Below are 24,757 nucleotides of genomic sequence, written 5' to 3' on the forward strand. Positions count from 1 at the left end.
CCAGCGGCTCTTCCCGAGCCGGTGGACCCCGTCGCGCGTTTCCCGCGTCGTGGGGGCCGTCGCCGCCTCAGCGGTCGGAGGGGCCGCCGATCTGGATCCCGGCCATCCGGGTCCACTCGTACGGTCCGGTGACGACCTTGGCGGCGAACTCGCCGTCGAACTCCTCGTGGAGGGTCAGTCCGGCCTTCTCGGCGGCCTGCCGGGCGATCTCGTACGTCGGGGCGACCAGGTCGCCCCAGCCGCCGTCGGTGCCGACGAGCACGATCCGGGTGCCCGCCTGCCCGATGTGCGCGAGGTGTCCCTCGGAGCCGCCGTGCTGCGCGGAGAAGGCCCGGATCTCCTTGGCGAGCCGGGTCGCCCGGCGCTCTGCCTGCTTCGTTTCTGCCATGACAGCGATGCTACCGACGCGTAGATCCACTGACGACGGCCGGGCCACGTGGTGTGTCCCACGTGACCCGGCCGTCGGCCGGACCGCTCGTACGAGCGGGTCCCGGTGTGCGTACCGGGGTGTCCCGGCGGATGCCGGACCGGACCAGGGCGTGTTTCGGAAGGAGCGTCGCCAGGCAGGCGGGACTTCCGAAACCCGCCCGCCCTAGCGGAGGAAGGGGTCCACCGCGACCGCCACGAAGAGCAGCGACACATAGGTGATGGACCAGTGGAAGAGGCGCATCTCCTTGAGCTTCGCGCCGGTCACCTCGGCCTTGGCCCGGTTCAGCAGGCCGTGCGCCTCCCAGAGCCACCAGCCGCCGGTGAGCAGGGCGACGGTCGTGTAGAACCAGCCCGTGTAGCCCAGCGGGGTGAGGAGCAGCGAGACGGCGACCATCACCCAGCTGTAGACGACGATCTGCTTGGCGACGACCTTGTTGGAGGCGAGGACCGGCAGCATGGGCACGCCCGCGCGGGCGTAGTCGTCCTTCACCTTCATCGACAGCGGCCAGTAGTGCGGCGGCGTCCAGAAGAAGATGACGAGGAAGAGGATGACCGCGGCCCAGGACATCGAGTCGGTCACGGCGGACCAGCCGATGAGGACCGGGAGGCAACCGGCGATGCCGCCCCAGACGATGTTCTGCGCGGTGCGCCGCTTCAGGATCATCGTGTAGACCACGACGTAGAAGAGGAGCGCGCCCAGCGACAGCGCGGCGGACAGCCAGTTGACGAGCAGGCCGAACCAGAGCGTGGAGACCACGGCGAGGGTGAGGCCGAAGATCAGTGCCGCGCGCGGTGTGAGGACGCCGGTGACCAGCGGGCGCTGTGAGGTGCGGTCCATCAGCGCGTCGATGTCGCGGTCGATGTACATGTTGAGCGCGTTCGCGCCGCCCGCCGACAGATAGCCGCCGAAGCAGGTGGCGAGCACCAGCCACAGGTCCGGCACGCCCTGTTCGGCGAGGAACATCACCGGGACGGTGGTGATGAGCAGCAGCTCGATGATCCGCGGCTTGGTCAGCGCCACGAATGCCTTGACGCGGACCCCGAACGGCTGATGGGCCCCCGGGCTGGGAGTCAAGACGACCCCTGCGGGTCGGGACTCGACGGCCGTCACGCACACCCCTGACAGAGAAATTCCCAGCAAGCCGCCCGGATGAGAAACGGGTGAGGCTTGCGCGTACCACGCCACTGTAGACGTTGCCCAGACACCGATCTTCGCGGGGGTGGGGTCGTGTTGAGGGGGTGTGTCCCAGGGCGTGGACGCGGTTCGGGAGGCGAACTCACACGGTCGGCGGCAGTCTTGTCGTATCCGCTCATATGAGGAGCATGAACACGGAAAGAGGGGCGTCCGGCGGGGGTAGGCTCGACAACGCCGGTACACCCTCAGTCACCGGCTTCCGACATGTGGAGAGGAGCCCTGACCAGGGTGAGCATGCAGCCGACCACCACAGACCTCGAGTGGACCGAGTTGGACCAGCGCGCCGTAGACACGGCCCGTGTCCTGGCCGCGGACGCCGTACAGAAGGTCGGCAACGGCCATCCCGGTACGGCCATGAGCCTCGCGCCCGCCGCGTACACCCTCTTCCAGAAGGTGATGCGGCACGACCCGGCCGACCCCGAGTGGGTCGGACGGGACCGGTTCGTCCTCTCCGCCGGCCACTCGTCCCTGACCCTCTACACCCAGCTGTACCTGGGTGGTTTCGGTCTCGAACTGGACGATCTGAAGGCCTTCCGCACCTGGGGTTCGAAGACCCCGGGCCACCCGGAGTACGGCCACACCGCCGGTGTCGAGACCACCACGGGCCCGCTGGGCCAGGGTGTGGCCAACGCCGTGGGCATGGCGATGGCCGCCCGTTACGAGCGCGGTCTGTTCGACCCCGAGGCCGCCGTCGGCGCCTCCCCGTTCGACCACCGGATCTACGCGATCGCGGGTGACGGCTGTCTCCAGGAGGGCATCTCCGCGGAGGCGTCCTCGCTCGCCGGCCACCAGAAGCTCGGCAACCTGATCCTGCTGTGGGACGACAACCACATCTCGATCGAGGGCGACACCGAGACCGCCGTGTCCGAGGACACGATGAAGCGGTACGAGGCGTACGGCTGGCACGTGCAGCGGGTCGAGCCGAAGGCCAACGGCGACCTGGACCCGGCCGCGCTGTACGCGGCGGTCAGGGCGGCGGAGGCGGAGACGGAGCGCCCGTCGTTCATCGCGATGCGCTCGATCATCGCCTGGCCCGCGCCGAACGCGCAGAACACCGAGGCCTCGCACGGCTCGGCGCTCGGCGACGAGGAGATCGCGGCCACCAAGCGCGTCCTGGGCTTCGACCCGGAGCAGACCTTCGAGGTCTCCGACGAGGTCATCGCGCACACCCGGACGCTCGGCGACCGCGGCCGTGAGGCCCGTGCCGCCTGGGAGAAGTCGCTCGCCGAGTGGCGCACGGCCAACCCGGAGCGGGCCGCCACGTTCGACCGGATCGAGGCGAACGAGCTGCCGGCCGGCTGGGCCGAGAAGCTGCCCGTCTTCGAGGCGGGCAAGAGCGTCGCGACCCGTGCCGCCTCCGGCAAGGTCCTGCAGGCGCTGGGCTCGGTGCTCCCGGAGCTGTGGGGCGGCTCGGCCGACCTCGCGGGCTCCAACAACACGACGATCGACAAGGACTCGTCGTTCCTGCCCGAGGGCAACCCGCTGCCGGAGGCCGACCCGTACGGCCGCACGATCCACTTCGGCATCCGTGAGCACTCGATGGCCGCCGAGATGAACGGCATCGCCCTGCACGGCAACACGCGCGTCTACGGCGGCACCTTCCTGGTGTTCTCCGACTACATGCGCAACGCGGTGCGGCTCTCCGCGCTGATGCACCTGCCGGTGACGTACGTCTGGACCCACGACTCGATCGGTCTGGGCGAGGACGGTCCGACCCACCAGCCGGTGGAGCACCTGGCCGCGCTGCGCGCGATCCCCGGTCTGAACGTGGTCCGTCCGGCCGACGCCAACGAGACGTCGATCGCCTGGCGCGAGATCACCCGGCGGCACACCAAGGTCTTCGGCGAGGGCGCTCCGCACGGTCTGGCGCTGACCCGCCAGGGCGTGCCGACGTACGCGCCGAACGAGGACACCGTCAAGGGCGGTTACGTGCTCTTCGACGCCGAGGGCGGCGCCCCCGAGGTCGTGCTGATCGGCACGGGCTCCGAGGTGCACCTGGCCGTCGAGGCGCGCGAGCGGCTCCAGGCGGAGGGCGTCCCGACCCGGGTCGTCTCGATGCCGTCCGTGGAGTGGTTCGAGGAGCAGGACCAGGAGTACAAGGACGCGGTCCTGCCGCCTTCGGTCACGGCCCGCGTGGCGGTCGAGGCGGGCATCGGTCTGACCTGGCACCGGTACGTCGGTGACGCGGGCCGGATCGTGTCGCTGGAGCACTTCGGTGCCTCCGCCGACGCCAAGGTCCTCTTCCGCGAGTTCGGATTCACCCCGGAGGCGGTCGTCGCCGCCGCCCGGGAATCGATCGCCGCCGCCACGCGCTGACGCGCATACGTACGACTCATTGGAGATGCAATTCCCATGACAGACGCTCTCAAGCGCCTCTCCGACGAAGGCGTCGCGATCTGGCTGGACGACCTGTCGCGCAAGCGGATCACGTCCGGCAACCTGGCCGAGCTCATCGACCAGAGCCACGTGGTCGGTGTGACGACGAACCCGTCGATCTTCCAGAAGGCGATCTCCTCCGGCGACGGCTACGGGCAGCAGCTCGCCGAGCTGGCGGCCCGCAAGGTGACCGTCGACGAGGCCATCCGCATGATCACGACGGCGGACGTCCGTGACGCCGCCGACATCCTGCGGCCGGTCTTCGACGCGACGGACGGCCAGGACGGCCGGGTGTCCATCGAGGTCGACCCGCGGCTGGCCCACGAGACGGTCGCCACCGTCGCCGAGGCCAAGCAGCTGGCCTGGCTGGTGGACCGCCCCAACACCCTCATCAAGATCCCGGCCACCCGGGCGGGTCTGCCGGCGATCACCGAGGTCATCGGCCTCGGGATCAGCGTCAACGTGACGCTGATCTTCTCGCTGGAGCGCTACCGCGCGGTCATGGACGCCTACCTGGCGGGTCTGGAGAAGGCCCGCGAGCGCGGCCTGGACCTGTCGAAGATCCACTCGGTGGCGTCCTTCTTCGTGTCCCGGGTGGACAGCGAGATCGACAAGCGCCTGGACGGCATCGGCACCGACGAGGCCAAGGCCCTCAAGGGCAAGGCGGCGCTGGCCAACGCGCGGCTGGCCTACGAGGCGTACGAGGAGGTCTTCTCCTCGGAGCGCTGGGCCGCCCTCGACTCGGCGCAGGCCAACAAGCAGCGTCCGCTGTGGGCCTCGACCGGCGTCAAGGACCCCGCGTACAAGGACACCCTGTACGTGGTGGACCTGGTCGCCCCCGGCACGGTCAACACCATGCCGGAGTCCACCCTGGAGGCCACCGCCGACCACGGCGTCGTCTCCGGCGACACCGTGCGCGGCACCTACGAGCAGTCGCGCGCCGAGCTGGCGGCCGTCGAGAAGCTGGGCATCGGCTACGACGAGGTCGTCCAGCTCCTGGAGGACGAGGGCGTCGAGAAGTTCGAGGCGTCCTGGAACGATCTGCTCAAGTCGACCGAGGCGGAGCTCCGGCGCCTCGCACCCTCGGAGGCGTAAGCACAGTGAGCGCAGTCCACGGAGCCAACCCGCTCCGTGACGCCGCAGACCGACGGCTCCCGCGCATCGCGGGGCCGTCGGGTCTGGTGATCTTCGGCGTCACGGGCGATTTGTCCCGTAAGAAGCTGATGCCTGCCGTCTACGACCTGGCCAACCGCGGCCTGCTGCCGCCGGGCTTCTCGCTCATCGGCTTCGCACGCCGCGAGTGGCAGGACGAGGACTTCGCGCAGGAGGTCCACGACGCCGTCGAGCAGCACGCGCGCACCCCGTTCCGCGAGGAGGTGTGGCAGCAGCTGATCCAGGGGATGCGGTTCGTCCAGGGCGACTTCGACGACGACGACGCCTTCGAGCAGCTCAAGTCCACCATCGAGGAGCTGGACAAGGCGCAGGGCACCGGAGGCAACTTCGCTTTCTACCTGTCGGTCCCGCCGAAGTTCTTCCCCAAGGTCGTCCAGCAGCTCAAGAAGCACGGGCTCGCCGACCAGAAGGACGGGTCCTGGCGCCGCGCGGTCATCGAGAAGCCCTTCGGCCACGACCTGGTCTCCGCCAAGGAGCTCAACGAGGTCGTCCACGAGGTCTTCCCGCCGCACGAGGTCTTCCGGATCGACCACTACCTCGGCAAGGAGACCGTCCAGAACATCCTGGCGCTCCGCTTCGCCAACACCCTCTTCGAGCCGATCTGGAACCGGTCGTACGTCGACCACGTGCAGATCACCATGGCCGAGGACATCGGCATCGGCGGCCGGGCCGGATACTACGACGGCATCGGCGCCGCCCGTGACGTCATCCAGAACCACCTGCTCCAGCTGCTGGCGCTGACCGCGATGGAGGAGCCCGGCTCCTTCGACGCCGACGCCCTGGCCGCCGAGAAGACCAAGGTCCTCGGCGCGGTGAAGCTGCCCAAGGACCTGGGCGAGTCCACGGTCCGCGCCCAGTACGCGGCCGGGTGGCAGGGCGGCGAGAAGGCCGTCGGCTACCTCCAGGAAGACGGCATCGACCCCAAGTCGAAGACCGACACCTACGCCGCCGTGAAGCTGGAGATCGACAACCGCCGCTGGGCGGGCGTGCCGTTCTACCTGCGGACCGGCAAGCGGCTCGGCCGTCGGGTCACCGAGATCGCGGTCGTCTTCCAGCGGGCCCCGCACTCCCCCTTCGACCACACCGCGACCGAGGAACTCGGGCGCAACGCCATCGTCATCCGGGTCCAGCCGGACGAGGGCGTCACGGTGCGGTTCGGCTCCAAGGTGCCCGGCACCCAGATGGAGATCCGGGACGTGTCGATGGACTTCGCGTACGGCGAGTCCTTCACGGAGTCCAGCCCGGAGGCGTACGAGCGGCTCCTCCTCGACGTCCTGCTCGGCGACTCGAACCTCTTCCCGCGCGTGGAGGAGGTCGAGCTGTCCTGGAAGATCCTCGACCCGATCGAGCAGTTCTGGGACAAGCACGGCAAGCCCGCGCAGTACGCGTCCGGCACCTGGGGTCCGGTCGAGGCGGACGAGATGCTCGCACGAGACGGACGGAGCTGGCGCAGGCCATGAAGACCGACCTGACGGACACCACGTCCTCCAAGATCAACAAGGCGCTGGTGCTCGGGCGGCGGGCGATCGGCACGCCGGCCGTCGGCATGGTGCTCACCCTCGTCATCGTCACCGACGAGGAGAACGCCTACGACGCGCTGAAGGCCGCGAACGAGGCGTCCCGCGAGCACCCCTCGCGGACCCTCGTCGTCATCAAGAGGGTCTCGCGCTCCCCGCGCGACCGGTCCCAGGCACGACTCGACGCCGAGGTCCGCCTCGGCGCCGACGCCAGCACCGGCGAGACGGTCGTCCTCCGGCTGTACGGCGAGGTCGTCGACCACGCCCAGTCGGTCGTCCTGCCGCTGCTGCTCCCGGACGCCCCCGTCGTCGTCTGGTGGCCGGTGAACGCGCCGACCGACCCGGCGAACGACCCGCTGGGTGCCCTCGCCCAGCGGCGGGTGACCGACACGTACTCCGCCGAGGAGCCCATCCGGGAACTGACCGCGCGCGCGGACGCCTACACCCCGGGCGACACGGACCTCTCGTGGACCCGGATCACCCCGTGGCGCTCGATGCTGGCCGCCGCGCTCGACCAGGTCGTGTGCGAGGTCACCGCCGCGGAGGTGGAGGGCGAGGACTTCAACCCCAGTGTCGAACTGCTCGCCATGTGGCTGGCCGACCGGCTGAAGGTGCCGGTGCGGCGCTCGAAGTCGGCCGGTCCCGGCCTCACCTCGGTACGCCTGGAGACCAGCTCCGGGCCGATCGTCCTCGACCGGCCGGACGGCTCGCTCGCGACGCTCTCCATCCAGGGCCAGCCCGACCGTGCCGTGGCGCTCAAGCGCCGCGAGACGGCCGAGCTGATCGCTGAGGAGCTGCGCCGCCTCGACCCGGACGACACCTACGCGACGGCGCTCAAGTTCGGGCTCGAACGGCTCGACGAGGAAGCGGCCGCCGTGCCCGCCGCCGCGCCGGAGCGGGCCCCGGAGTCCGCGCCGGAGCCGGAGGCCGTCCCGGCGGCGAAGCCCGCCGCGAAGAAGGCCGCCAAGAAGGCGGCGGCCAAGTGAGCACCCCTCAGCTGGTCGTCCACCGCGACAAGGAACTGATGGCCGAGGCGGCCGCCGCCCGGCTGATCACGAAGATCGTCGACGCCCAGGCCTCCCGGGGCTCCGCCTCGGTGGTGCTCACCGGCGGACGCAACGGCAACGGTCTGCTCGCGGCGCTCGGCACCGCCCCCGCCCGGGACGCGGTCGACTGGGCGCGGCTCGACCTGTGGTGGGGCGACGAGCGTTTCCTGCCCGAGGGCGACCCCGAGCGGAACGTCACCCAGGCCCGTGCGGCACTGCTCGACCGGGTGCCGCTCGACCCGGCGCGGGTGCACGCCATGCCCGCGTCGGACGGCCCCTACGGCGGAGACGTCGAGGCCGCCGCCGCCGGGTACGCGGCGGAGCTGGCCGCCGCCGTGGCGCCCGGCGACCACGGCGGGGTCCCGTCCTTCGACGTGCTGATGCTGGGCGTCGGCCCGGACACCCATGTGGCCTCGCTCTTCCCCGAGCTGCCCGCGGTCCGCGAGACCGAGCGGACGGTGGTCGGCGTGCGCGGCGCGCCCAAGCCGCCGCCGCTGCGGGTCTCGATGACCCTTCCGGCGATCCGGGCGGCCAAGGAGGTCTGGCTGCTCGCGGCCGGTGCCGACAAGGCGAAGGCGGCGGCGATCGCGCTGTCGGGCGCGGGCGAGGTACAGGCCCCGGCGGCGGGCGCCCGTGGCCGCTCGCGCACCCTGTGGCTGCTGGACGCGGCGGCGGCCTCGGAGCTGCCGAGGGACCTCTACCCGCCCGCTTCGGCCTGACCCCACCCCCCGGAGGCCCGGTTCACCCCTCGGTGGACCGGGCCTCCGGCATGGGTACGGCCTCCAGGAAGGGCGCCAGCAGTTCCGGTACGGCCTCGGCGGCGAAGGTCAGGCCCTGGTTCTGGCCCGCGTCGAGGACGGCGTACGCCCCCGCCCCGGCGGCCGTCGTGGCGGTGAGCGTCAGGAGCCCGGCGCGCCGCTGGAAGTACGACTGCTTGACCGTCCAGCCGATGACCCCGGAGCGCTGGAGCACGACGGTGGCCCGCCGGACCGTACCCGAACGGGTCACCAGCCAGGGGCCGCTGACGGTGTGCCCGAGGCCCCGGTAGGCGTCGAGGGCCAGCAGCACGGCGGCCGGGACGCCGACGAGGGCGCAGCCCGCCGCCACGTAGAGCAGGACCGGGGTGAGGAAGGCTCCGAGGAGGGCGAGCAGCGCGACCGGGCCGAGGACGCTCCACAGCGCCCAGCGGACCCTGCGGGCGCGGGCCGCCCTCGGATGGGCCGCGAGGCGCGCGCCGGTGGGCGGCACCGGCTCGCGCAGCACCTCGGCGGCGACCCGGTCGGCGACGGAGCGCTCCACCGGGGGGAGCAGGTTCTTCAGGTCGGCGTGCTTGTCGCCGTCGTTCTGGGCGAGACCGGTGGCGACCGCGTCGACCCGGGCGGCCCCGAAGAGCCGGACGCCGAGCGGCTGGACCAGCTCGATGCCCCGCAGCCGCCGCTCCTCCAGGGAGACCGAGCGGGCGGTGAACAGGCCCCGGGAGACCCGGAGGGTGCCGCCCGGTTCGCGCTCCAGGCGGTAGTTCCACCACATCTCGACCCAGAGCCCGAGGGCGCCGACCGCTCCGGCGAGGGTGGCGAGGAGGGCCAGGTCGACGATCATCCAGACGAGGGAGACGTCCTGGAACCGGTCCCCTATCCAGGAGATGACCCGTTCCTGGGCGCCGAACCAGTCGCTGGCCTGCATGACCGCCCCTGCGGCGGCGAAGCCGAGGACGGGGGCGACGAAGGAGACCGGGGCGTAGCGGATCCAGCGGGGGTCGAGGGCGGCGAGGGTGCCGTCCGGGTCGGTGCTCCCGGCGGGCGCGGCGGCGCGGGCGAGGAGTTCGCGGCGGAGCCGTTCGCCCTCGGCCCGGGTGACCAGGTCGAGTTCGAGGGTGGAGTCACCGGCGGTGTGCTCGCCGGTGCCGACGCGGACCTTGACGAGGCCGAAGAGGCGCTGGAGCAGGTTGGCGCTCAGGTCGGCGCTGCGGACGCGCTCACGGGCGAGCGAGCGGCGCTGGACGACGAGCAGTCCGGTGTGCAGCTCGACCCGGTCGGCGCCGACCCGGTAGCGGGTGCGGCGGACCCGTACCGTCTCGGCGACGAAGGTGGCGGCGAGGGCGAGCAGGAAGCCCGCGGCGACCCAGGCGACGGCCTGCCCCAGCGGGCGCGGGCCCGCCAGGGCGAGGGCGAGGGGTACGGCGGCGCCGAAGAGGACACCGGAGAAGAGGGCGACCCGGACGAGGACGGTCCGCGGGTCGAGCCGCAGCCAGTCGGGGCCGTACGGGACGGTGCCGGGCTCCTCGCTCATGTGGCGTCCCCGGGGGTGGCCTGGGTGATGGCGGTCAGCCGCTCGGCGAGCCCGGCGGCCGCTTCGTGGTCGAGCCCCTCGATGCGGATCGCGCCGTGGGAGGAGGCCGTGGTGACGATGACGGTGGCGAGCCGGAAGCCCTGCTCCAGCGGTCCGCGCGAGGTGTCGACGGTCTGGATGCGGGACATGGGCGCGATCCGCCACTCCTGCCAGAGGGCGCCGGTGCGGACGTAGACGGCGTCCTCGGTGACCTCCCAGCGGTGGACGCGGTACCACCACGGGGGGAAGAACGCGGTGCAGGCGAGGCCCACGGCCGCCAGGACCGCGGCCGGCAGGAACAGCCAGAACCGGGCGGGTTCGATCAGCAGACCGAGGACGACGAGGACCAGCACCGGTACGGTGGTGGTCGTCAGGAGTCTGGTCCGCCACCAGGTGACGGCCCGCTTCTCCACCGGGTTCCTGGGCGGCCTGAGCCGCACCGCGCTCTCCCCCCTCATGCCCCTACCGTCCGCGCAGCGAGCGGTAGGCGGCGACGAGTCCCGCGGTCGAGCTGTCGAGCTGCCCGGCGCCCTCGCCGCCGGTCAGGACGGGCTCGATCCGCTTGGCGAGGACCTTGCCGAGTTCGACGCCCCACTGGTCGAAGGAGTCGATGTCCCAGATCGCGCCCTGGACGAAGACCTTGTGCTCGTACAGTGCGATGAGCTGGCCGAGGACGGACGGGGTGAGCGCGTCGGCGAGGATCGTGGTGGTGGGGTGGTCGCCCCGGAAGGTCTTGTGCGGGACCAGTTCCTCGGGGACGCCCTCGGCCCGTACCTCCTCGGGTGTCTTTCCGAAGGCCAGGGCCTGCGTCTGGGCGAAGAAGTTGGCCATGAGCAGGTCGTGCTGGGCGACCAGGCCGGGCTGGAGGTCGTCGACGGGCCGGGCGAAGCCGATGAAGTCGGCCGGGATCACCTTGGTGCCCTGGTGGATCAGCTGGTAGTAGGCGTGCTGGCCGTTGGTGCCGGGGGTGCCCCAGACGACGGGGCCGGTCTGCCAGTCGACCGGCCTGCCCTGGCGGTCCACCGACTTGCCGTTGGACTCCATGTCGAGCTGCTGGAGGTAGGCGGTGAACCGGGACAGGTAGTGCGAGTAGGGCAGGACCGCGTGCGACTGGGCGTCGAAGAACGCGCCGTACCAGACGCCGAGGAGGCCGAGGAGCAGCGGTGCGTTCTCCTCGGGCGGGGCGGTGCGGAAGTGCTCGTCGACGAGGTGGAAGCCGTCGAGCATCTCGCGGAAGCGGTCCGGGCCGACGGCGGTCATCAGGGAGAGGCCGATGGCGGAGTCGTAGGAGTAGCGGCCGCCGACCCAGTCCCAGAACTCGAACATGTTCGCGGTGTCGATGCCGAACTCCTCGACCTTCCCGGCGTTGGTCGAGAGGGCCACGAAGTGCCGGGCGACGGCCTCCGGTCCGGCGCGCAGGCCGGTGAGGAGCCAGTTCCGGGCGGAGGTGGCGTTGGTGAGGGTCTCGATGGTGGTGAAGGTCTTCGAGGCGACGATGAACAGCGTCTCCTCGGGGTCGAGGTCCCGGACGGCCTCGTGGAGGTCGGCGCCGTCGACGTTGGAGACGAAACGGAACGTCAGGTCCCGGCGGGTGAAGGAGCGCAGGACCTCGTAGGCCATGGCGGGGCCGAGGTCGGAGCCGCCGATGCCGATGTTGACGACGTTCTTGACGGGCCTGCCGGTGTGACCGGTCCACTCGCCCGCGCGGACCTTGTCGGCGAAGGCGGCCATCCTGTCGAGGACGGCGTGCACCGCGGGGACGACGTTCTCCCCGTCGACCTCGATCACGGCGTCCCGGGGGGCGCGCAGGGCGGTGTGGAGGACCGCGCGGTCCTCGGTGGTGTTGATCTTCTCGCCGCGGAACATCGCGTCGCGCAGTCCGGCCACGTCGGTGGCGGCGGCGAGCTCGCGCAGCAGGGTCAGCGTCTCGTCGGTGACGAGGTGCTTGGAGTAGTCCAGATAGAGGTCGCCGACGCGCAGGGCGTAGCCGGTGCCGCGCTCCGGGTCGGTGTCGAACAGGTCGCGCAGATGGGGGTCGCCCAGCTGCTCACGGTGCTTGCCGAGGGCCGCCCACTCGGGCAGCCGGTTGAGCCTGGTGCGGCCTTCGCTGTTCATCTCGGACATCGCCCACTTCTTCTCGTACCGTTTGTCTGCCCCGCTGCGTCTCCCAACCTAATTGATCAGGGGGCCGGGCGAGACGACGGCGAGCGCGGACGGCGCCCCCCGCCGCGCCGGGGCGGGGGACGGGGGAAAGCCGAACGGGCCTTGCCCGCGAACCAGGTTCGCGGGCAAGGCCCGTTCGTCACACCGTCACACCGCGCTCAGATCTCGCCGCGCAGTTTCGCCAGCGCCTCGGCGAGGATCGCCTCGCCGTCGGCGTCGCTGCGACGCTCGCGCACATAGGCGAGATGGGTCTTGTACGGCTCCGTGCGCGGCGGGTCCGGCGGGTTGTCCCGGTCCTGACCTGCCGGGAAGCCGCAGCGCGGGCAGTCCCAGGTCTCCGGGACCTGCGCGTCGCTGGCGAAGCTCGGCTGGGTCTCGTGCCCGTTCGAGCACCAGAAGGAGATGCGGAGGCGCGGTGCCGACTCGCCCCGCTCGGCCTCACCCATCGGCCCCGCCCCGACCCGGCTTCCCCGGATCGCGTTGCCACTTGCCACGGTCGTAACTCCCTGCGTGATGGTGCTCGAAGATGCCCCAGTCTACGTAAGGCCCAACGCGCGTCCAGTGTTCGGAGTTACCCGTCCAACTTCATCAGCAGGCCGAGCACCACAATGCAGGCGAACCAGAGCAGACCCACCACGACGGTGATCCGGTCCAGATTGCGCTCGGCGACCGAGGAGCCTCCCACGGAGGACTGCATTCCGCCACCGAACATGTCGGAGAGACCGCCGCCCTTCCCCTTGTGCATCAGCACGAGCAGCATCAGCAGCCCGCTGAAGACGATCAGGGCGATCGAGAACCCCATAACCACGGCTGAACCAACTTCCTCGGACTTATACGGACGGGGGCCGGGCACCTGCCCGACCCCCGCAAGGGTACGACGTAACTCCGCTACCGCATACTCACTGGTCGCGGAAGCGCACGATCTTGACGAACTCGTCGGTGTCCAGCGCCGCGCCGCCGACGAGGGCCCCGTCGACGTCCGGCTGCGCCATGATCGCGGCGACGTTGCCGGACTTCACCGAGCCGCCGTACTGGATGCGGACCTTGTCGGCCAGCTCCTGGGAGTACAGCTCGGCGAGACGGCCGCGGATCGCTCCGCAGACCTCCTGCGCGTCCTCCGGGGTGGCGACCTCGCCGGTGCCGATGGCCCACACCGGCTCGTACGCGATCACGATCGTCTCGGCCTGCTCGGCCGGGACGTCCTTCAGACCGCCGTCGAGCTGGGCGAGGGTGTACTCGACCTGCTTGCCGGACTTGCGGACGTCCAGGCCCTCGCCGACGCAGAGGATCGGGGTCAGGCCGTGCTTGAACGCGGCCTTCACCTTGGCGTTGCAGACCTCGTCGTTCTCGGCGTGGTACTGACGGCGCTCGGAGTGGCCGACGGCCACGTAGGCGCACTTCAGCTTGGCCAGCATCACGCCCGAGATCTCGCCGGTGTAGGCGCCGGAGTCGTGCTCCGAGATGTCCTGGGCACCGTACTTGATCTTGAGCTTGTCGCCGTCGACGAGGGTCTGCACCGAACGGAGGTCGGTGAAGGGCGCCAGGACGGCGACCTCGACCTCGTCGTGGTCCTTGTCGGTCAGCGCGAAGGCGAGCTTCTGGACGTGGGCGATGGCCTCGAGGTGGTTGAGGTTCATCTTCCAGTTGCCCGCCATCAGCGGGGTGCGGGTGCTCATAAAGGGGTCAGTCCTCCAGTGCGGCGAGGCCGGGAAGCGTCTTGCCCTCGAGGTATTCGAGGGAGGCGCCACCGCCGGTCGAGATGTGGCCGAACGCGTTCTCGTCGAAGCCCAGGATGCGGACGGCCGCGGCGGAGTCGCCACCGCCGACGACCGTGAAGGCCGGGGATTCGACGAGCGCCTGGGCGACGGCCTTGGTGCCCTCGGCGAAGTCGGGGTGCTCGAAGACGCCCATCGGCCCGTTCCAGAAGACGGTGGCCGCGTCGGCGAGCTTCGAGGCGTAGAGCTTACGGGTCTCCGGACCGATGTCCAGGCCCTCCTGGTCGGCCGGGATGGCGTCCGCGGCGACCGTGGTGGGGTGGGCCGGAGCCTTGGTCTTGAGGTCGGGGAACTCGGGCGAGACCAGGACGTCGACGGGGAGCACGAACTCCACTCCGCGCTCGTCCGCCCGCTTCAGGTACTCCTGGACCACCGGGACCTGGTCCTCCTGGAGCAGCGAGATGCCGACCTCGTGGCCCTGGGCCTTGAGGAAGGTGTACGCCATGCCGCCGCCGATGAGGATGCGGTCGGCCTTCTCCAGGAGGTGGTCGATCACACCGAGCTTGTCGGAGACCTTGGCGCCGCCGAGCACGACCGCGTACGGCCGCCGGACGTCGTCCGTGAGCTTCCTCAGGACGCCGACCTCGGTGGCGATCAGGTAGCCCGCGGCGTGCGGGAGGCGCGCCGGGAGGTCGAAGACCGAGGCGTGCTTGCGGTGGACGGCGCCGAAGCCGTCGCCGACGTAGAGGTCGGCGAGGGCGGCGAGCCGGTCCGCGAAGGCGCCGCGCTCGGCGTCGTCCTTGGACGTCTCGCCCGCGTTGAAGCGCAGGTTCTCGATGACGGCGACCCCGCCGTCGGTGAGGGCCGCGACGGTGGCGGTGGCGGACTCGCCGACCGTGTCCGTCGCGAAGGCCACCGGGGCGCCGAGCAGTTCGCCCAGCCGGGTGGCGGCCGGGGCGAGGGAGAACGCCGGGTCCGGGGCGCCCTTGGGACGGCCCAGGTGGGAGGCGACGACGACCCGGGCGCCCGCGTCGGCGAGTGCCTTGACGGTGGGCACGACGGCGCGGATGCGGCCGTCGTCGGTGATGGTGGTGCCGTCGAGCGGCACGTTGAGGTCGGCGCGGACGAACACCCGCTTGCCGGAGACGCCTTCGGCGAGAAGCTCGTCGATCGTCTTCATCTGTCACAGACTCCTTGGTACGCGGTGGAGCACACAAACAGGGCTCGCACAGCGCGGCGTTGCGCTGCCCGAGCCCTGCTCACATCGAAAGCCTGTCCTGAAGCTTAGAGCTGACCGCCGACGAAGACGGTGAGGTCGACGAGGCGGTTGGAGTAGCCCCACTCGTTGTCGTACCAGCCGAGGATCTTCACCGTCGAGCCGTCCTGGACCATGGTCAGGGAGGCGTCGAAGGTGCAGGAGGCCGGGTCGCTCACGATGTCCGAGGAGACGATCGGGTCCTCGGTGTAGAAGAGGAAGCCCTTGAGGTCGCCGTCTTCGGAGGCCTTCTTGAACGCGGCGTTGACCTCGTCCTTGGTGACCTCGCGGTCGAGGGTGACGACCAGGTCGGTGGCGGAGCCGGTGGGGACCGGGACGCGCATGGCGATGCCGTCCAGCTTGCCCTTGAGCTGCGGGAGGACCAGGGCGGTGGCCTTGGCGGCACCGGTCGTGGTCGGGATGATGTTCTCCGCGGCGGCGCGGGCGCGGCGCAGGTCCTTGTGCGGGAAGTCCAGGATGCGCTGGTCGTTCGTGTACGCGTGGACCGTCGTCATCAGACCCTTGACGATGCCGAAGTTCTCGTCGAGGACCTTGGCCATCGGGGCGACACAGTTGGTCGTGCAGGAGGCGTTCGAGATGACGTCGTGCTTCGCCGGCTCGTACTTGTCCTGGTTGACGCCCATGACGATGGTGATGTCCTCGTCGGTGGCCGGAGCCGAGATGAGGACCTTCTTGGCGCCGCCCGCGAGGTGCTTCGCGGCGTCGGCGCGCTTGGTGAAGATGCCGGTCGACTCGATGACGACGTCGACGCCCAGCTCGCCCCACGGGATGTCGGCGGGGTCACGCTCGGAGAGCACCTTGATGGTGCGGCCGTCCACCGTGATGGTGTCGGCGGTGTGGGTGACCTCTGCCTTGAGGCGGCCCAGGATGGTGTCGTACTTCAGCAGGTGCGCCGTGGTCGCGGTGTCGCCCAGGTCGTTGACGGCCACGATCTCGATGTCCGCACCCTGCTCAAGGAGCGCACGGAAGTAGTTTCGGCCGATGCGGCCAAAGCCGTTGATGCCTACGCGGATCGTCACGAACCGATCTCCTCGTCAGGTACGCCGGCGTGCTCGACGCCGACGAGATTTTTGTTTTTTGGGATGTCCCCGACCGCTTACGACCCTACCGCCCCGGGGGCCCGGGGGTGACATCGAGCGCATCCGTACGAGCTCGGAAAGTGAGCGGAAAAGGCCGACGGCCCGTACCTGCCAACGGGTACGGGCCGTCGTGGGACCTTTGTCCCCACTACTCTCCGTCAGCGGCGGAGCACCCCGAGGGCGCGTCCGAGGAGCTTGGCGCGCTCGCTCGCGCCGGGCACGTGCTCCAGGCCGAAGCCGAGGAGGACGGTGTCCCGGGTGGTGACCGCGGCCTGGGAGTGGAAGAGCGCGGCGGAGCGCGTCCAGTCCGAGGTGTTGCCGGGGCTGCCCGCGGGCGCGCCGGGCACGGTCCAGGCGCCGAAGGAGGTCTCGAAGCCCTCGGTGTCGGTGGTGGCCCCGGTGACGAGGCGGACGTCGTCGACGAAGGCGCCCGTCTCACCGGTGCCGGGGTCGGAGACGTACGAGACCGAGAGTTCGACCTTCTTTCCGGCCCAGGCGCTCAGGTCGACGGAGGCCTGCCGCCAGCCGTTGGAGGGGCCGGTGAAGGCGTGCCAGGCGCCGGTGGTGCCGGTGGTGGCGCAGCCGTCCTCGCCGACGGTGAGGTAGTGGGCGAGGAAGGGGTGGCCCTGGACGTAGAAGCCCTCGCCGCAGTCGGCGGGCTCTTCGTTCGTGGTGCCGCCGTTGGTGTCGGGCAGGGTGGTCCAGTCGTCCTGGCCGACGGTGTGGGCCTCGACGACGACGTTGTCGTAGCCGGGCTCGGTGTCGTAGCTGATCTGGAAGTCCAGGCGCGGTGCGGCCGCCGCGGCGACGCCGGTGAGGTCGACGGTCCTGCTGAGCCGGGCCCAGGTGTCGTCCGTGTGCTTGACGGCGGCGAAGGTGCTGCCCTCGGCGGGCTCGAAGGGGGTGCGGATGCCCGGGTAGTCACCGGCGGAGGAGCTGTCGGCGAACTGCGGGAAGTCCTTCGGCTTCAGGGTGTCCGAGGTGACGGTGTAGGCGCCCGCGTTGTCCAGCGGGTTGTCGGCGGTGGCGGCGAGACCGGCGCCGATGCCCCTGAAGGCGCCGCTTCCGGCGAAGGCGGGCGGGTTCTTGAGTCCGGCCCGGTGGTAGGCGCCGAGGTAGTACTGGGCGAAGTCGTTGGACTCGGCCTGGCCGATCCGGGTGAGACCGCCGGTCTTCTCACCGGCGTTGACGAGCTTGCCGCCCTCGTTGAGGTAGGCGCGGACGGCGAGCTGGGTGGTCCCGGAGGGCCGTTCGGCGCCGGTGTACCAGACGACGGTGCGGAAGTGGGAGAGCACGCCGAGGGCGTCCGGGGTGCCCTGGGTGGCGACGTCCCAGACGGCGGCCTTGCGGCCGTTGTCGGCGAGCGCCTTCACGTACGCGGCGGTGTGCCGGGCGGCGGTGGTGCCGCCCTCCTCGGCGAGGACGAGGACGTCGCCCTTGGGCCGCTCGGCCACCCGGTAGGTGAACGGGGCGGCGGCGGTGGCCCGGCCCTCGCGGGTGCGGGCGGTGAACCAGACCTCGACGGAGTCGCCGGGCCGGGCGTCCTCGACCTCGGCGCGGTACTCGTCGAAGTAGACGTTGTCCTCGCCGCCGAAGGTCTCGCCGCCCTTCCAGGCGTCGAGCCGCTCGCTGTGGGTGCGGCCGCCGTTGATCCGGTACTTCAGGGTCTTGTCGCGCAGCGACTTGCGCGCGGTGACCGCGATCTCCTGGTCCCCGCCCCGGGCGTAGGAGGTGGTGAAGGCCTTCGGGGTGAAGTCGGGGGTCTCGATGCCGACCGGGGAGACGGGCCGGTCGGGGTGGGCCGCGGACTCGGCGACGGCGAGCGCGAAGGGGATGTTCTTGGCGAACTCAGCCTGGATCAGCTTCTCGTCGTCCGGGAAGGTGAAGACGGAGGCGCAGTCGGCCGGGTTCCAGGCGTCGTTCGGGTCCACCCGGGAGGCGGTGGCGCAGGTCGACATCTCCGGGGTGAACATCTGCATCCCGTTGACGTTGGCGGCGTGTCCGTCCGCCTCGCCGTTGGTGATGTACAGCTCCGAGGAGACCTGCGGCCGGTAGCCGGGGACGGCCGAGTTCTGCGGGGTGCCCGCGAGGGCCTTGAGGGCCACGTCGTCGGGCGTGTCGGTGGCGATCTGCCAGCCCACGCCGTACAGCAGCAGTTGGGCGGCCGAGTGGTAGTTGATGCCGTACGTGAAGCCGATGCGCTTCTGGAAGGCGTCGACGGCCTTGGTCTCGGGCTCCGACATGGGGCCCTTGCCCCGGAAGGTCTCGTCGGTCGGGTCGGGGGACGAGCCCTCGTTGTCGTAGCCCCACTTGTAGGAGAAGTTGCGGTTGAGGTCGACGCCATCGGCGGACGTGATCCGTCCGTCGCCGTCGTTGTCCCGGATGTTCTTGCGCCACTGCCGGTTGCCGGGGGCGGCGTGCGTGTAGTCGTAGCCGTCCGGGTTGGCGGAGAGCACGAACCACAGCTCGGTCGAGTCGACGATCCGGGTGATCCGCTCGTCCTTGCCGTAGTTCTCCAGGTAGTGGTGGAGCAGCCGCCGGGTCATCTCGGGGGTGATCCACTCACGGGCGTGCTGGTTCGACATGTACAGCGTGGCGGGCTTCGAGCCGTCCTTGGTGCGCTGGGCGCCCCTGGTCAGCTTCAGGGCGAGGATGTCCTGGCCCTTGACGGTCTTGCCGAGGGAGACGACCTTGGTGAGACCGGGGTGGGCCCGCGCGGTGTCCAGGATCTCCTGCTTGAGGCCGTTCGGACCGCCGTACGGGCGGAAGACGCCGTCCCCCGCGGCGGCCACCCGCTTCTCGGCCTGGGCGGACAGGTTGTGCTCGGCGAGCCGGACGCCCTTGCCGCGCAGCTGTCCCGCCTGTTCGCCGGTGAGGAAGAGCTCGACCGTGGCGGAGCCCTTCGCGGGCACCCGTTCGGTCAGTTCGTGGGCGTCGGCACCGGCTTCCAGGAGCAGCGGCACCTGCTCGGCGGTGACCTGGGCGCGCCATACGGAGAGGGCGTCACCGCCGTCCCGGTCGTTCGGCTGCGCTCCGGCGACGGGTGCCGCCGCCATTCCCGCGATCAGCAGTGAAGCCGCGGCGAGGATCGATCTCGCTCTGCGTCTCATGAGCCCCCCTTGCTGTTGTCTGCCTCGAAGATGAACAGACGCCAGGCTCATGGGCACCCATGGGCCTGTCAAGGGTGCCGCACGGGGGTACGGGAAACCGCCGGCGCCCGGGAAGGGCACCGGCGGTGTGGAGCCGATCGTTCCGTACGGCTCAGCCGACGAGGCTGTCGTCCAGTTCCTCGGTGAGGTTGGACTCGGTCCCCGGGATGCCCAGGTCCTGGGCCCGCTTGTCGGCCATCGCGAGGAGCCGGCGGATGCGCCCGGCCACCGCGTCCTTGGTCAGCGGCGGGTCGGCGAGCGCGCCCAGCTCCTCCAGGGAGGCCTGCTTGTGCTCCATGCGGAGCCGCCCGGCCGCCGCGAGGTGCTCGGGCACCTCCTCGCCGAGGATCTCCAGGGCCCGCTGCACCCGGGCCCCGGCCGCCACGGCGGCACGGGCCGAGCGGCGCAGGTTGGCGTCGTCGAAGTTGGCCAGCCGGTTGGCGGTGGCGCGGACCTCGCGCCGCATCCGCCGCTCCTCCCAGGCCAGCACCGACTCATGGGCGCCGAGCCGGGTGAGCAGGGCGCCGATCGCGTCGCCGTCGCGGACGACGACCCGGTCCACGCCCCGGACCTCACGGGCCTTCGCCGCGATGGAGAGCCTGCGCGCCGCGCCGACCAGGGCGAGCGCGGCCTCCGGGCCGGGGCAGGTGACCTCCAGGGAGGAGGAGCGGCCGGGCTCGGTCAGCGAGCCGTGGGCGAGGAAGGCGCCCCGCCAGGCCGCCTCCGCGTCGCAGGTGGCCCCGGAGACCACCTGCGGGGGGAGGCCCCGGATGGGGCGGCCCCGGCCGTCGACCAGGCCCGTCTGCCGGGCGAGCTGGTCACCGCCCGCGACCACCCGCACCACGAAGCGCGAGCCGCGCCGCAGCCCGCCGGGGGCCATCACGATCAGCTCCGAGCTGTGCCCGAAGATCTCCAGGATGTCCCGCTTGAGGCGGCGGGCCGCCATCGCGGTGTCCAGCTCCGCCTCGATCACGATGCGGCCGCTCACCAGGTGCAGCCCGCCCGCGAACCGCAGGATCGACGAGACCTCTGCCTTCCTGCAGCAGGTCCGGGTGACGGGAAGCCGGGAGATCTCGTCCTTCACCGCTGCCGTCATCGCCATGGGCCGATCCTTCCATGCATCCGAAAAATACGGTCGTACGCGGCGGCCAACAGCTCCGGGTCGTGCTTCGCGGAGCCGTCGGGCCCGGCCACCGGCGCCAGCTCGACCGCCGCGCCGAGCCGCTTGGCGGCATCGGCGAGGGACTCGCGGTCGGGCACGGCGGCCTCGTCGGCGAGCACCACGTCCAGGGCGAGTTTAGGGGCGTGTCGTCCCAAAACCTCCAAATGACGCTGCGGTGAGAACCCCTCGGTTTCTCCGGGCTGCGGCGCGAGGTTCAGGGAGAGGACCTTCCGGGCCTTCGTCTCGGCCAGCGCGTCGAGCAGTTCGGGGACGAGCAGGTGGGGGATCACGGAGGAGAACCAGGAGCCGGGGCCGAGGACCACCCAGTCGGCGTCCAGGACGGCCGCCACCGCCTCGGGCGCCGCGGGCGGGTCGTGCGGCACGAGGTGCACGGACTGCACGTCACCGGGGGTGAGCGCCACGGTCGCCTGGCCCCGTACGGTGTCCACCTCGTCCGGGCGCTCCGGGTCGTGGCCCTTGACCAGGGCCTGGAGCTCCAGGGGCACGGCGGACATGGGCAGCACCCGGCCCTGGGCACCGAGCAGTCTGCCCACCAGGTCGAGGGCCTGCACGGGGTCGCCGAGCTGCTCCCAGAGGGCGACGATCAGCAGGTTGCCGACGGCGTGCCCGTTGATCTCGCCCTTGGACTGGAAGCGGTGCTGGATCACCCGGGCCCAGGTCTGGCCCCAGTCGTCGTCGCCGCAGAGCGCGGCGAGCGCCTTGCGGAGGTCGCCCGGGGGCAGGACGCCCAGCTCCTCCCGGAGCCGGCCGCTGGAGCCGCCGTCGTCGGCGACGGTGACGACGGCGGTGAGGTCGCCGGTGATCCGGCGCAGGGCGGCGAGGGAGGCCGAGAGGCCCATGCCGCCGCCCAGGGCGACCACCTTCGGCTGGGCGCCGCGCCTGCGGAGCGTGCGCCGTGCCGTGAGGGTGGAGGCGCGTCGGCGGGTCGGCCTCACTCGCGCCCCATGTCCCGGTGCACGACGACGGTCTCGACCCCTTCGGCGGCGATGCGGGCGGCGAGCCGCTCGGCGGTGGCCACGGAGCGGTGCTTGCCGCCGGTGCAGCCCACGGCGATGGTCACGTACCGCTTGCCCTCGCGGCGGTAGCCCGCGGCGATGAGCTGGAGCAGTTCGGTGTAGCGGTCGAGGAACTCCTTGGCGCCGGGCTGGTTGTAGACGTAGTTCGACACCTCCTCGTTGAGGCCGGTGAAGGGGCGCAGCTCGGGGACCCAGTGCGGGTTGGGCAGGAAGCGCATGTCGACGACGAGGTCGGCGTCGACCGGCAGGCCGTACTTGAAGCCGAAGGACATGACGGTGGCCCGCAGTTCGGGCTCCTCGTCGCCCGCGAACTGGGCGTCCATCTTGGCGCGCAGTTCGTGGACGTTGAGGCTGGAGGTGTCGATGACCAGGTCGGCGTCGCCGCGCAGTTCGCGGAGCAGGTCCCGCTCGGCGGCGATGCCGTCGGTGATGCGGCCGTCGCCCTGGAGCGGGTGGGGCCTGCGGACCGACTCGAAGCGCCGGACCAGGGCGTCGTCGGACGACTCCAGGAAGACGATCCGGCGGGTGACCCGCTTGGCGTCGAGGTCGGCGAGGGATTCGCGGAGGTTGTCGAAGAACTGCCGGCCGCGCACGTCGACGACGACGGCGATCCGGGCGACATTGCCCTGGGAGCGGGCGCCGAGCTCCACCATGGTGGGGATCAGCGCGGGCGGCAGGTTGTCCACGACGAACCAGCCGAGGTCCTCCAGGCACTTCGCCGCGGTGGACCGGCCCGCTCCGGACATGCCGGAGATGATCACCAGCTCGGGAATGGCCGTCTCGGCGCCGTCGTCGCCGGGGGATTCCTTCGTGCCCGTACTCACGTGTCCTGCTCCGTCTTCTCGGTCGTGCTCGTCGTGCGGGTGGTGCGCGTGCTGCCGCGCGGACACGGTCATGCCGTGCCGTCCCCGTCGTCTTCCATGATCTCTCCTGTCGCCGTGTTCACGGCGGGTGCGGCGGGGGCCGTCCGGGCGAGGGCCACGACGACCGCCTCCGCGGTCTTCCGGCCCATGCCGGGGACCTCGCAGATCTGGTCGATTGTCGCCTGCCGGAGCCGCTTGACCGAGCCGAAATGCTTGATCAGTGCTTGTTTCCGGGTGTCGCCGAGGCCGGGGACGCCGTCGAGGGGGCTGCTCCTGAGGCGTTTGGTCCGCTTGGACCGCTGGTAGCGGATGGCGAAGTCGTGGGCCGTGTCACGGACCCGCTGGAGCAGATAGAGGCCCTCGCTGGAGCGGGGCAGGACCACGGGGTCGTCCTCGCCGGGCAGCCAGACCTCCTCCAGGCGCTTGGCGAGCCCGCAGACGGCGATGTCGTCGATGCCCAGTTCGTCGAGGGCCCGCCGGGCCGCGGCGACCTGCGGCTGCCCGCCGTCGACGACCACGAGCTGCGGCGGGTACGCGAAGCGCCTGGGGCGCCCGCTCTCCTCCGGGTCCTCGAAGGGGCTCCCGGAGCCGGGTACGGCGTCCTCGGAGCCGGTGGTGCCGGTCCCGGAGCCGGGTACGGCGTCCACGAGGTCCTGGCCGACGCCTTCGGGGCCGCCGACGCCTTCACGGCCGGTGCCGACGGAGCCGGTCCCGTCACGGTCAGGGCCGGTCGCGGTGGCCTCGGGACCGGTCCCGCCGCCCTCGGGGCCGGTCGTGCCGGTCCCGGCCGCCGGGGCCCACTCCCCCGTCCGGTCCTTCTCCGCGAGGTAGCGGCGGAAGCGGCGGCCGATCACCTCGTGCATGGACCGGACGTCGTCCTGGCCCTCGAAGCCCTTGATCTGGAAGCGGCGGTACTCGCTCTTGCGGGGCAGCCCGTCCTCGAAGACCACCATCGAGGCGACCACGTCCTCGCCCTGGAGGTGCGAGATGTCGAAGCACTCGATCCGCAGCGGCGCCGAGGCCAGGTCCAGCGCCTCCGCGATCTCCTCCAGGGCCCGGGAGCGGGTGGTCAGGTCGCTGGCGCGCTTCGTCTTGTGCAGGACGAGCGACTGCTGCGCGTTCCGCGCGACGGTCTCCATCAGGTCCTTCTTGTCACCGCGCTGCGGGACCCGCAGCGAGACCTGGGAGCCCCGGCGGCCGGACAGCCAGGCGGCCACGGCCGCCGCGTCCTCGGGGAGCGCCGGGACCAGGACCTCCTTGGGGACCGCCTCGCCGCTCTCCTCGCCGTACAGCTGCTGGAGGGCGTGCTCGACGAGTCCGGCCGTGTCGACGGCCTCGACCTTGTCGGTGACCCAGCCGCGCTGGCCCCGGACGCGCCCGCCGCGCACGTGGAAGATCTGCACCGCGGCCTCCAGCTCGTCCTCGGCGAGGGCGATCAGGTCGGCGTCGGTGGCGTCGGCGAGGACCACCGCGCTCTTCTCCATGGCGCGCCGCAGGGCCTCTATGTCGTCGCGGAGGCGGGCCGCCCGCTCGTACTCCATGTCCTCGGCCGCCAGCGTCATCCGCTTCTCCAGCCGGCGGATGTACGCGCCGGTGCGGCCGGCCATGAAGTCGCTGAACTCCTCGGCCAGTTCCCGGTGCTCCTCGGGGGTGACCCGGCCGACGCAGGGCGCGGAGCACTTGCCGATGTAGCCGAGGAGGCAGGGGCGGCCCGCCGACGCCGCGTTCCGGAAGACGCCCGCCGAGCAGGTGCGGACGGGGAAGACCCGCAGCATCAGGTCGACGGTCTCGCGGATCGCCCACGCGTGCGCGTACGGCCCGAAGTAGCGCACGCCCTTCTTCTTCTGGCCGCGCATGACCTGGACGCGCGGGAACTCCTCGTTCATCGTCACCGCGAGGTACGGGTAGCTCTTGTCGTCCCGGTACTTGACGTTGAACCGGGGGTCGTACTCCTTGATCCAGGAGTACTCCAGCTGGAGCGCCTCGACCTCGGTGGACACCACGGTCCACTCCACGGAGGCGGCCGTGGTCACCATCGTCGCCGTGCGCGGGTGCAGGCTCGCGAGCGGCTGGAAGTAGTTCGCGAGGCGCTGGCGCAGTGACTTGGCCTTGCCGACGTAGATCACCCGGCGGTGCTCGTCGCGGAACTTGTAGACCCCCGGGGAGTCGGGGATCTGACCCGGCTTGGGGCGGTAGCTGGAGGGGTCTGCCATGCTCCCCACCCTACTGGCGGGGGCCGACACTCCGGC

At 71.3% G+C, this 24,757-nt stretch carries 20 protein-coding genes; 5 read left to right on the forward strand and 15 right to left on the reverse strand.

Going from position 1 to position 24,757, the window contains the following annotated elements:
* Nucleotides 1-67: 67 nt before the first annotated feature.
* Nucleotides 68-388 (reverse strand): hypothetical protein, encoded by a 321-nt coding sequence (locus ACIRQY_RS08360; RefSeq protein WP_351794780.1) that lies wholly within the window; start codon nt 386-388, stop codon nt 68-70.
* Between the two features lie 204 nt (nt 389-592).
* On the reverse strand, nt 593-1,546 hold the full coding sequence (locus ACIRQY_RS08365) for a heme o synthase (RefSeq protein WP_351794838.1): 954 nt from the start codon (nt 1,544-1,546) through the stop codon (nt 593-595).
* Nucleotides 1,547-1,852: 306 nt separating this feature from the next.
* Here ACIRQY_RS08365 and tkt point away from each other — a divergent pair, with 306 nt between their 5' ends.
* Genes tkt through pgl form a run of 5 tightly spaced genes read left to right on the forward strand, consistent with a single transcriptional unit; the run spans nt 1,853 to nt 8,455 of the window.
* Nucleotides 1,853-3,940, forward strand: a complete 2,088-nt coding sequence (gene tkt, locus ACIRQY_RS08370; protein ID WP_351794783.1) for a transketolase — start codon at nt 1,853-1,855, stop codon at nt 3,938-3,940.
* Between the two features lie 36 nt (nt 3,941-3,976).
* Nucleotides 3,977-5,095: a transaldolase gene (gene tal, locus ACIRQY_RS08375; RefSeq protein WP_403923032.1), complete on the forward strand. Its 1,119-nt coding sequence runs from the start codon at nt 3,977-3,979 to the stop codon at nt 5,093-5,095.
* 5 nt (nt 5,096-5,100) lie between these two features.
* Nucleotides 5,101-6,633 carry a glucose-6-phosphate dehydrogenase gene (gene zwf / locus ACIRQY_RS08380; RefSeq protein WP_351794788.1) on the forward strand — a complete coding sequence of 511 codons (1,533 nt, stop codon included), beginning with the start codon at nt 5,101-5,103 and terminating at the stop codon, nt 6,631-6,633.
* Nucleotides 6,630-7,676: a glucose-6-phosphate dehydrogenase assembly protein OpcA gene (gene opcA, locus ACIRQY_RS08385; RefSeq protein ID WP_403923034.1), complete on the forward strand. Its 1,047-nt coding sequence runs from the start codon at nt 6,630-6,632 to the stop codon at nt 7,674-7,676. Before zwf ends, opcA begins: the two co-directional genes overlap by 4 nt.
* Nucleotides 7,673-8,455, forward strand: coding sequence for a 6-phosphogluconolactonase (gene pgl, locus ACIRQY_RS08390; protein WP_351794794.1), 783 nt, complete (start codon nt 7,673-7,675; stop codon nt 8,453-8,455). Before opcA ends, pgl begins: the two co-directional genes overlap by 4 nt.
* 22 nt (nt 8,456-8,477) lie before the next feature.
* Here the strand turns inward: pgl and ACIRQY_RS08395 are convergent, their stop codons facing one another.
* From ACIRQY_RS08395 to uvrC, 13 genes are all read right to left on the reverse strand, one after another.
* Nucleotides 8,478-10,025: a PH domain-containing protein gene (locus ACIRQY_RS08395; RefSeq protein ID WP_403923037.1), complete on the reverse strand. Its 1,548-nt coding sequence runs from the start codon at nt 10,023-10,025 to the stop codon at nt 8,478-8,480.
* Nucleotides 10,022-10,522, reverse strand: coding sequence for a PH domain-containing protein (locus ACIRQY_RS08400; protein WP_403923039.1), 501 nt, complete (start codon nt 10,520-10,522; stop codon nt 10,022-10,024). Before ACIRQY_RS08400 ends, ACIRQY_RS08395 begins: the two co-directional genes overlap by 4 nt.
* A gap of 4 nt (nt 10,523-10,526) precedes the next feature.
* Nucleotides 10,527-12,179 carry a glucose-6-phosphate isomerase gene (pgi, locus tag ACIRQY_RS08405; protein ID WP_403923850.1) on the reverse strand — a complete coding sequence of 551 codons (1,653 nt, stop codon included), beginning with the start codon at nt 12,177-12,179 and terminating at the stop codon, nt 10,527-10,529.
* A gap of 206 nt (nt 12,180-12,385) precedes the next feature.
* Entirely contained in the window at nt 12,386-12,721 is a 336-nt protein-coding gene (locus tag ACIRQY_RS08410) for an RNA polymerase-binding protein RbpA (RefSeq protein ID WP_003976875.1), read from the reverse strand.
* A gap of 77 nt (nt 12,722-12,798) precedes the next feature.
* Entirely contained in the window at nt 12,799-13,029 is a 231-nt protein-coding gene (gene secG / locus ACIRQY_RS08415; protein ID WP_017238647.1) for a preprotein translocase subunit SecG, read from the reverse strand.
* Between the two features lie 97 nt (nt 13,030-13,126).
* Nucleotides 13,127-13,903, reverse strand: coding sequence for a triose-phosphate isomerase (gene tpiA, locus ACIRQY_RS08420; RefSeq protein ID WP_351794802.1), 777 nt, complete (start codon nt 13,901-13,903; stop codon nt 13,127-13,129).
* Between the two features lie 7 nt (nt 13,904-13,910).
* Nucleotides 13,911-15,122 carry a phosphoglycerate kinase gene (locus ACIRQY_RS08425; protein WP_351794805.1) on the reverse strand — a complete coding sequence of 404 codons (1,212 nt, stop codon included), beginning with the start codon at nt 15,120-15,122 and terminating at the stop codon, nt 13,911-13,913.
* Nucleotides 15,123-15,226: 104 nt separating this feature from the next.
* On the reverse strand, nt 15,227-16,237 hold the full coding sequence (gap, locus tag ACIRQY_RS08430) for a type I glyceraldehyde-3-phosphate dehydrogenase (protein WP_351794807.1): 1,011 nt from the start codon (nt 16,235-16,237) through the stop codon (nt 15,227-15,229).
* 218 nt (nt 16,238-16,455) lie between these two features.
* Entirely contained in the window at nt 16,456-19,407 is a 2,952-nt protein-coding gene (locus tag ACIRQY_RS08435) for a M14 family zinc carboxypeptidase (RefSeq protein ID WP_403923042.1), read from the reverse strand.
* Nucleotides 19,408-19,558: 151 nt separating this feature from the next.
* A complete protein-coding gene (gene whiA, locus ACIRQY_RS08440) occupies nt 19,559-20,548 on the reverse strand; it encodes a DNA-binding protein WhiA (RefSeq protein WP_030205188.1) in 990 nt (329 codons plus the stop codon).
* The gene (yvcK, locus tag ACIRQY_RS08445; protein ID WP_351794812.1) at nt 20,539-21,564 is read right to left on the reverse strand and encodes a uridine diphosphate-N-acetylglucosamine-binding protein YvcK; all 1,026 of its coding nucleotides are present in this window, start codon (nt 21,562-21,564) and stop codon (nt 20,539-20,541) included. The genes whiA and yvcK overlap by 10 nt, the downstream gene beginning before the upstream one ends.
* A complete protein-coding gene (gene rapZ, locus ACIRQY_RS08450) occupies nt 21,561-22,541 on the reverse strand; it encodes an RNase adapter RapZ (protein WP_351794815.1) in 981 nt (326 codons plus the stop codon). Before rapZ ends, yvcK begins: the two co-directional genes overlap by 4 nt.
* Nucleotides 22,538-24,721 carry an excinuclease ABC subunit UvrC gene (gene uvrC / locus ACIRQY_RS08455; protein ID WP_403923045.1) on the reverse strand — a complete coding sequence of 728 codons (2,184 nt, stop codon included), beginning with the start codon at nt 24,719-24,721 and terminating at the stop codon, nt 22,538-22,540. Before uvrC ends, rapZ begins: the two co-directional genes overlap by 4 nt.
* Nucleotides 24,722-24,757: the final 36 nt, after the last annotated feature.

Source organism: Streptomyces sp. NPDC101490, assembly GCF_044767145.1.
In the GTDB taxonomy this organism is placed as follows: domain Bacteria; phylum Actinomycetota; class Actinomycetes; order Streptomycetales; family Streptomycetaceae; genus Streptomyces.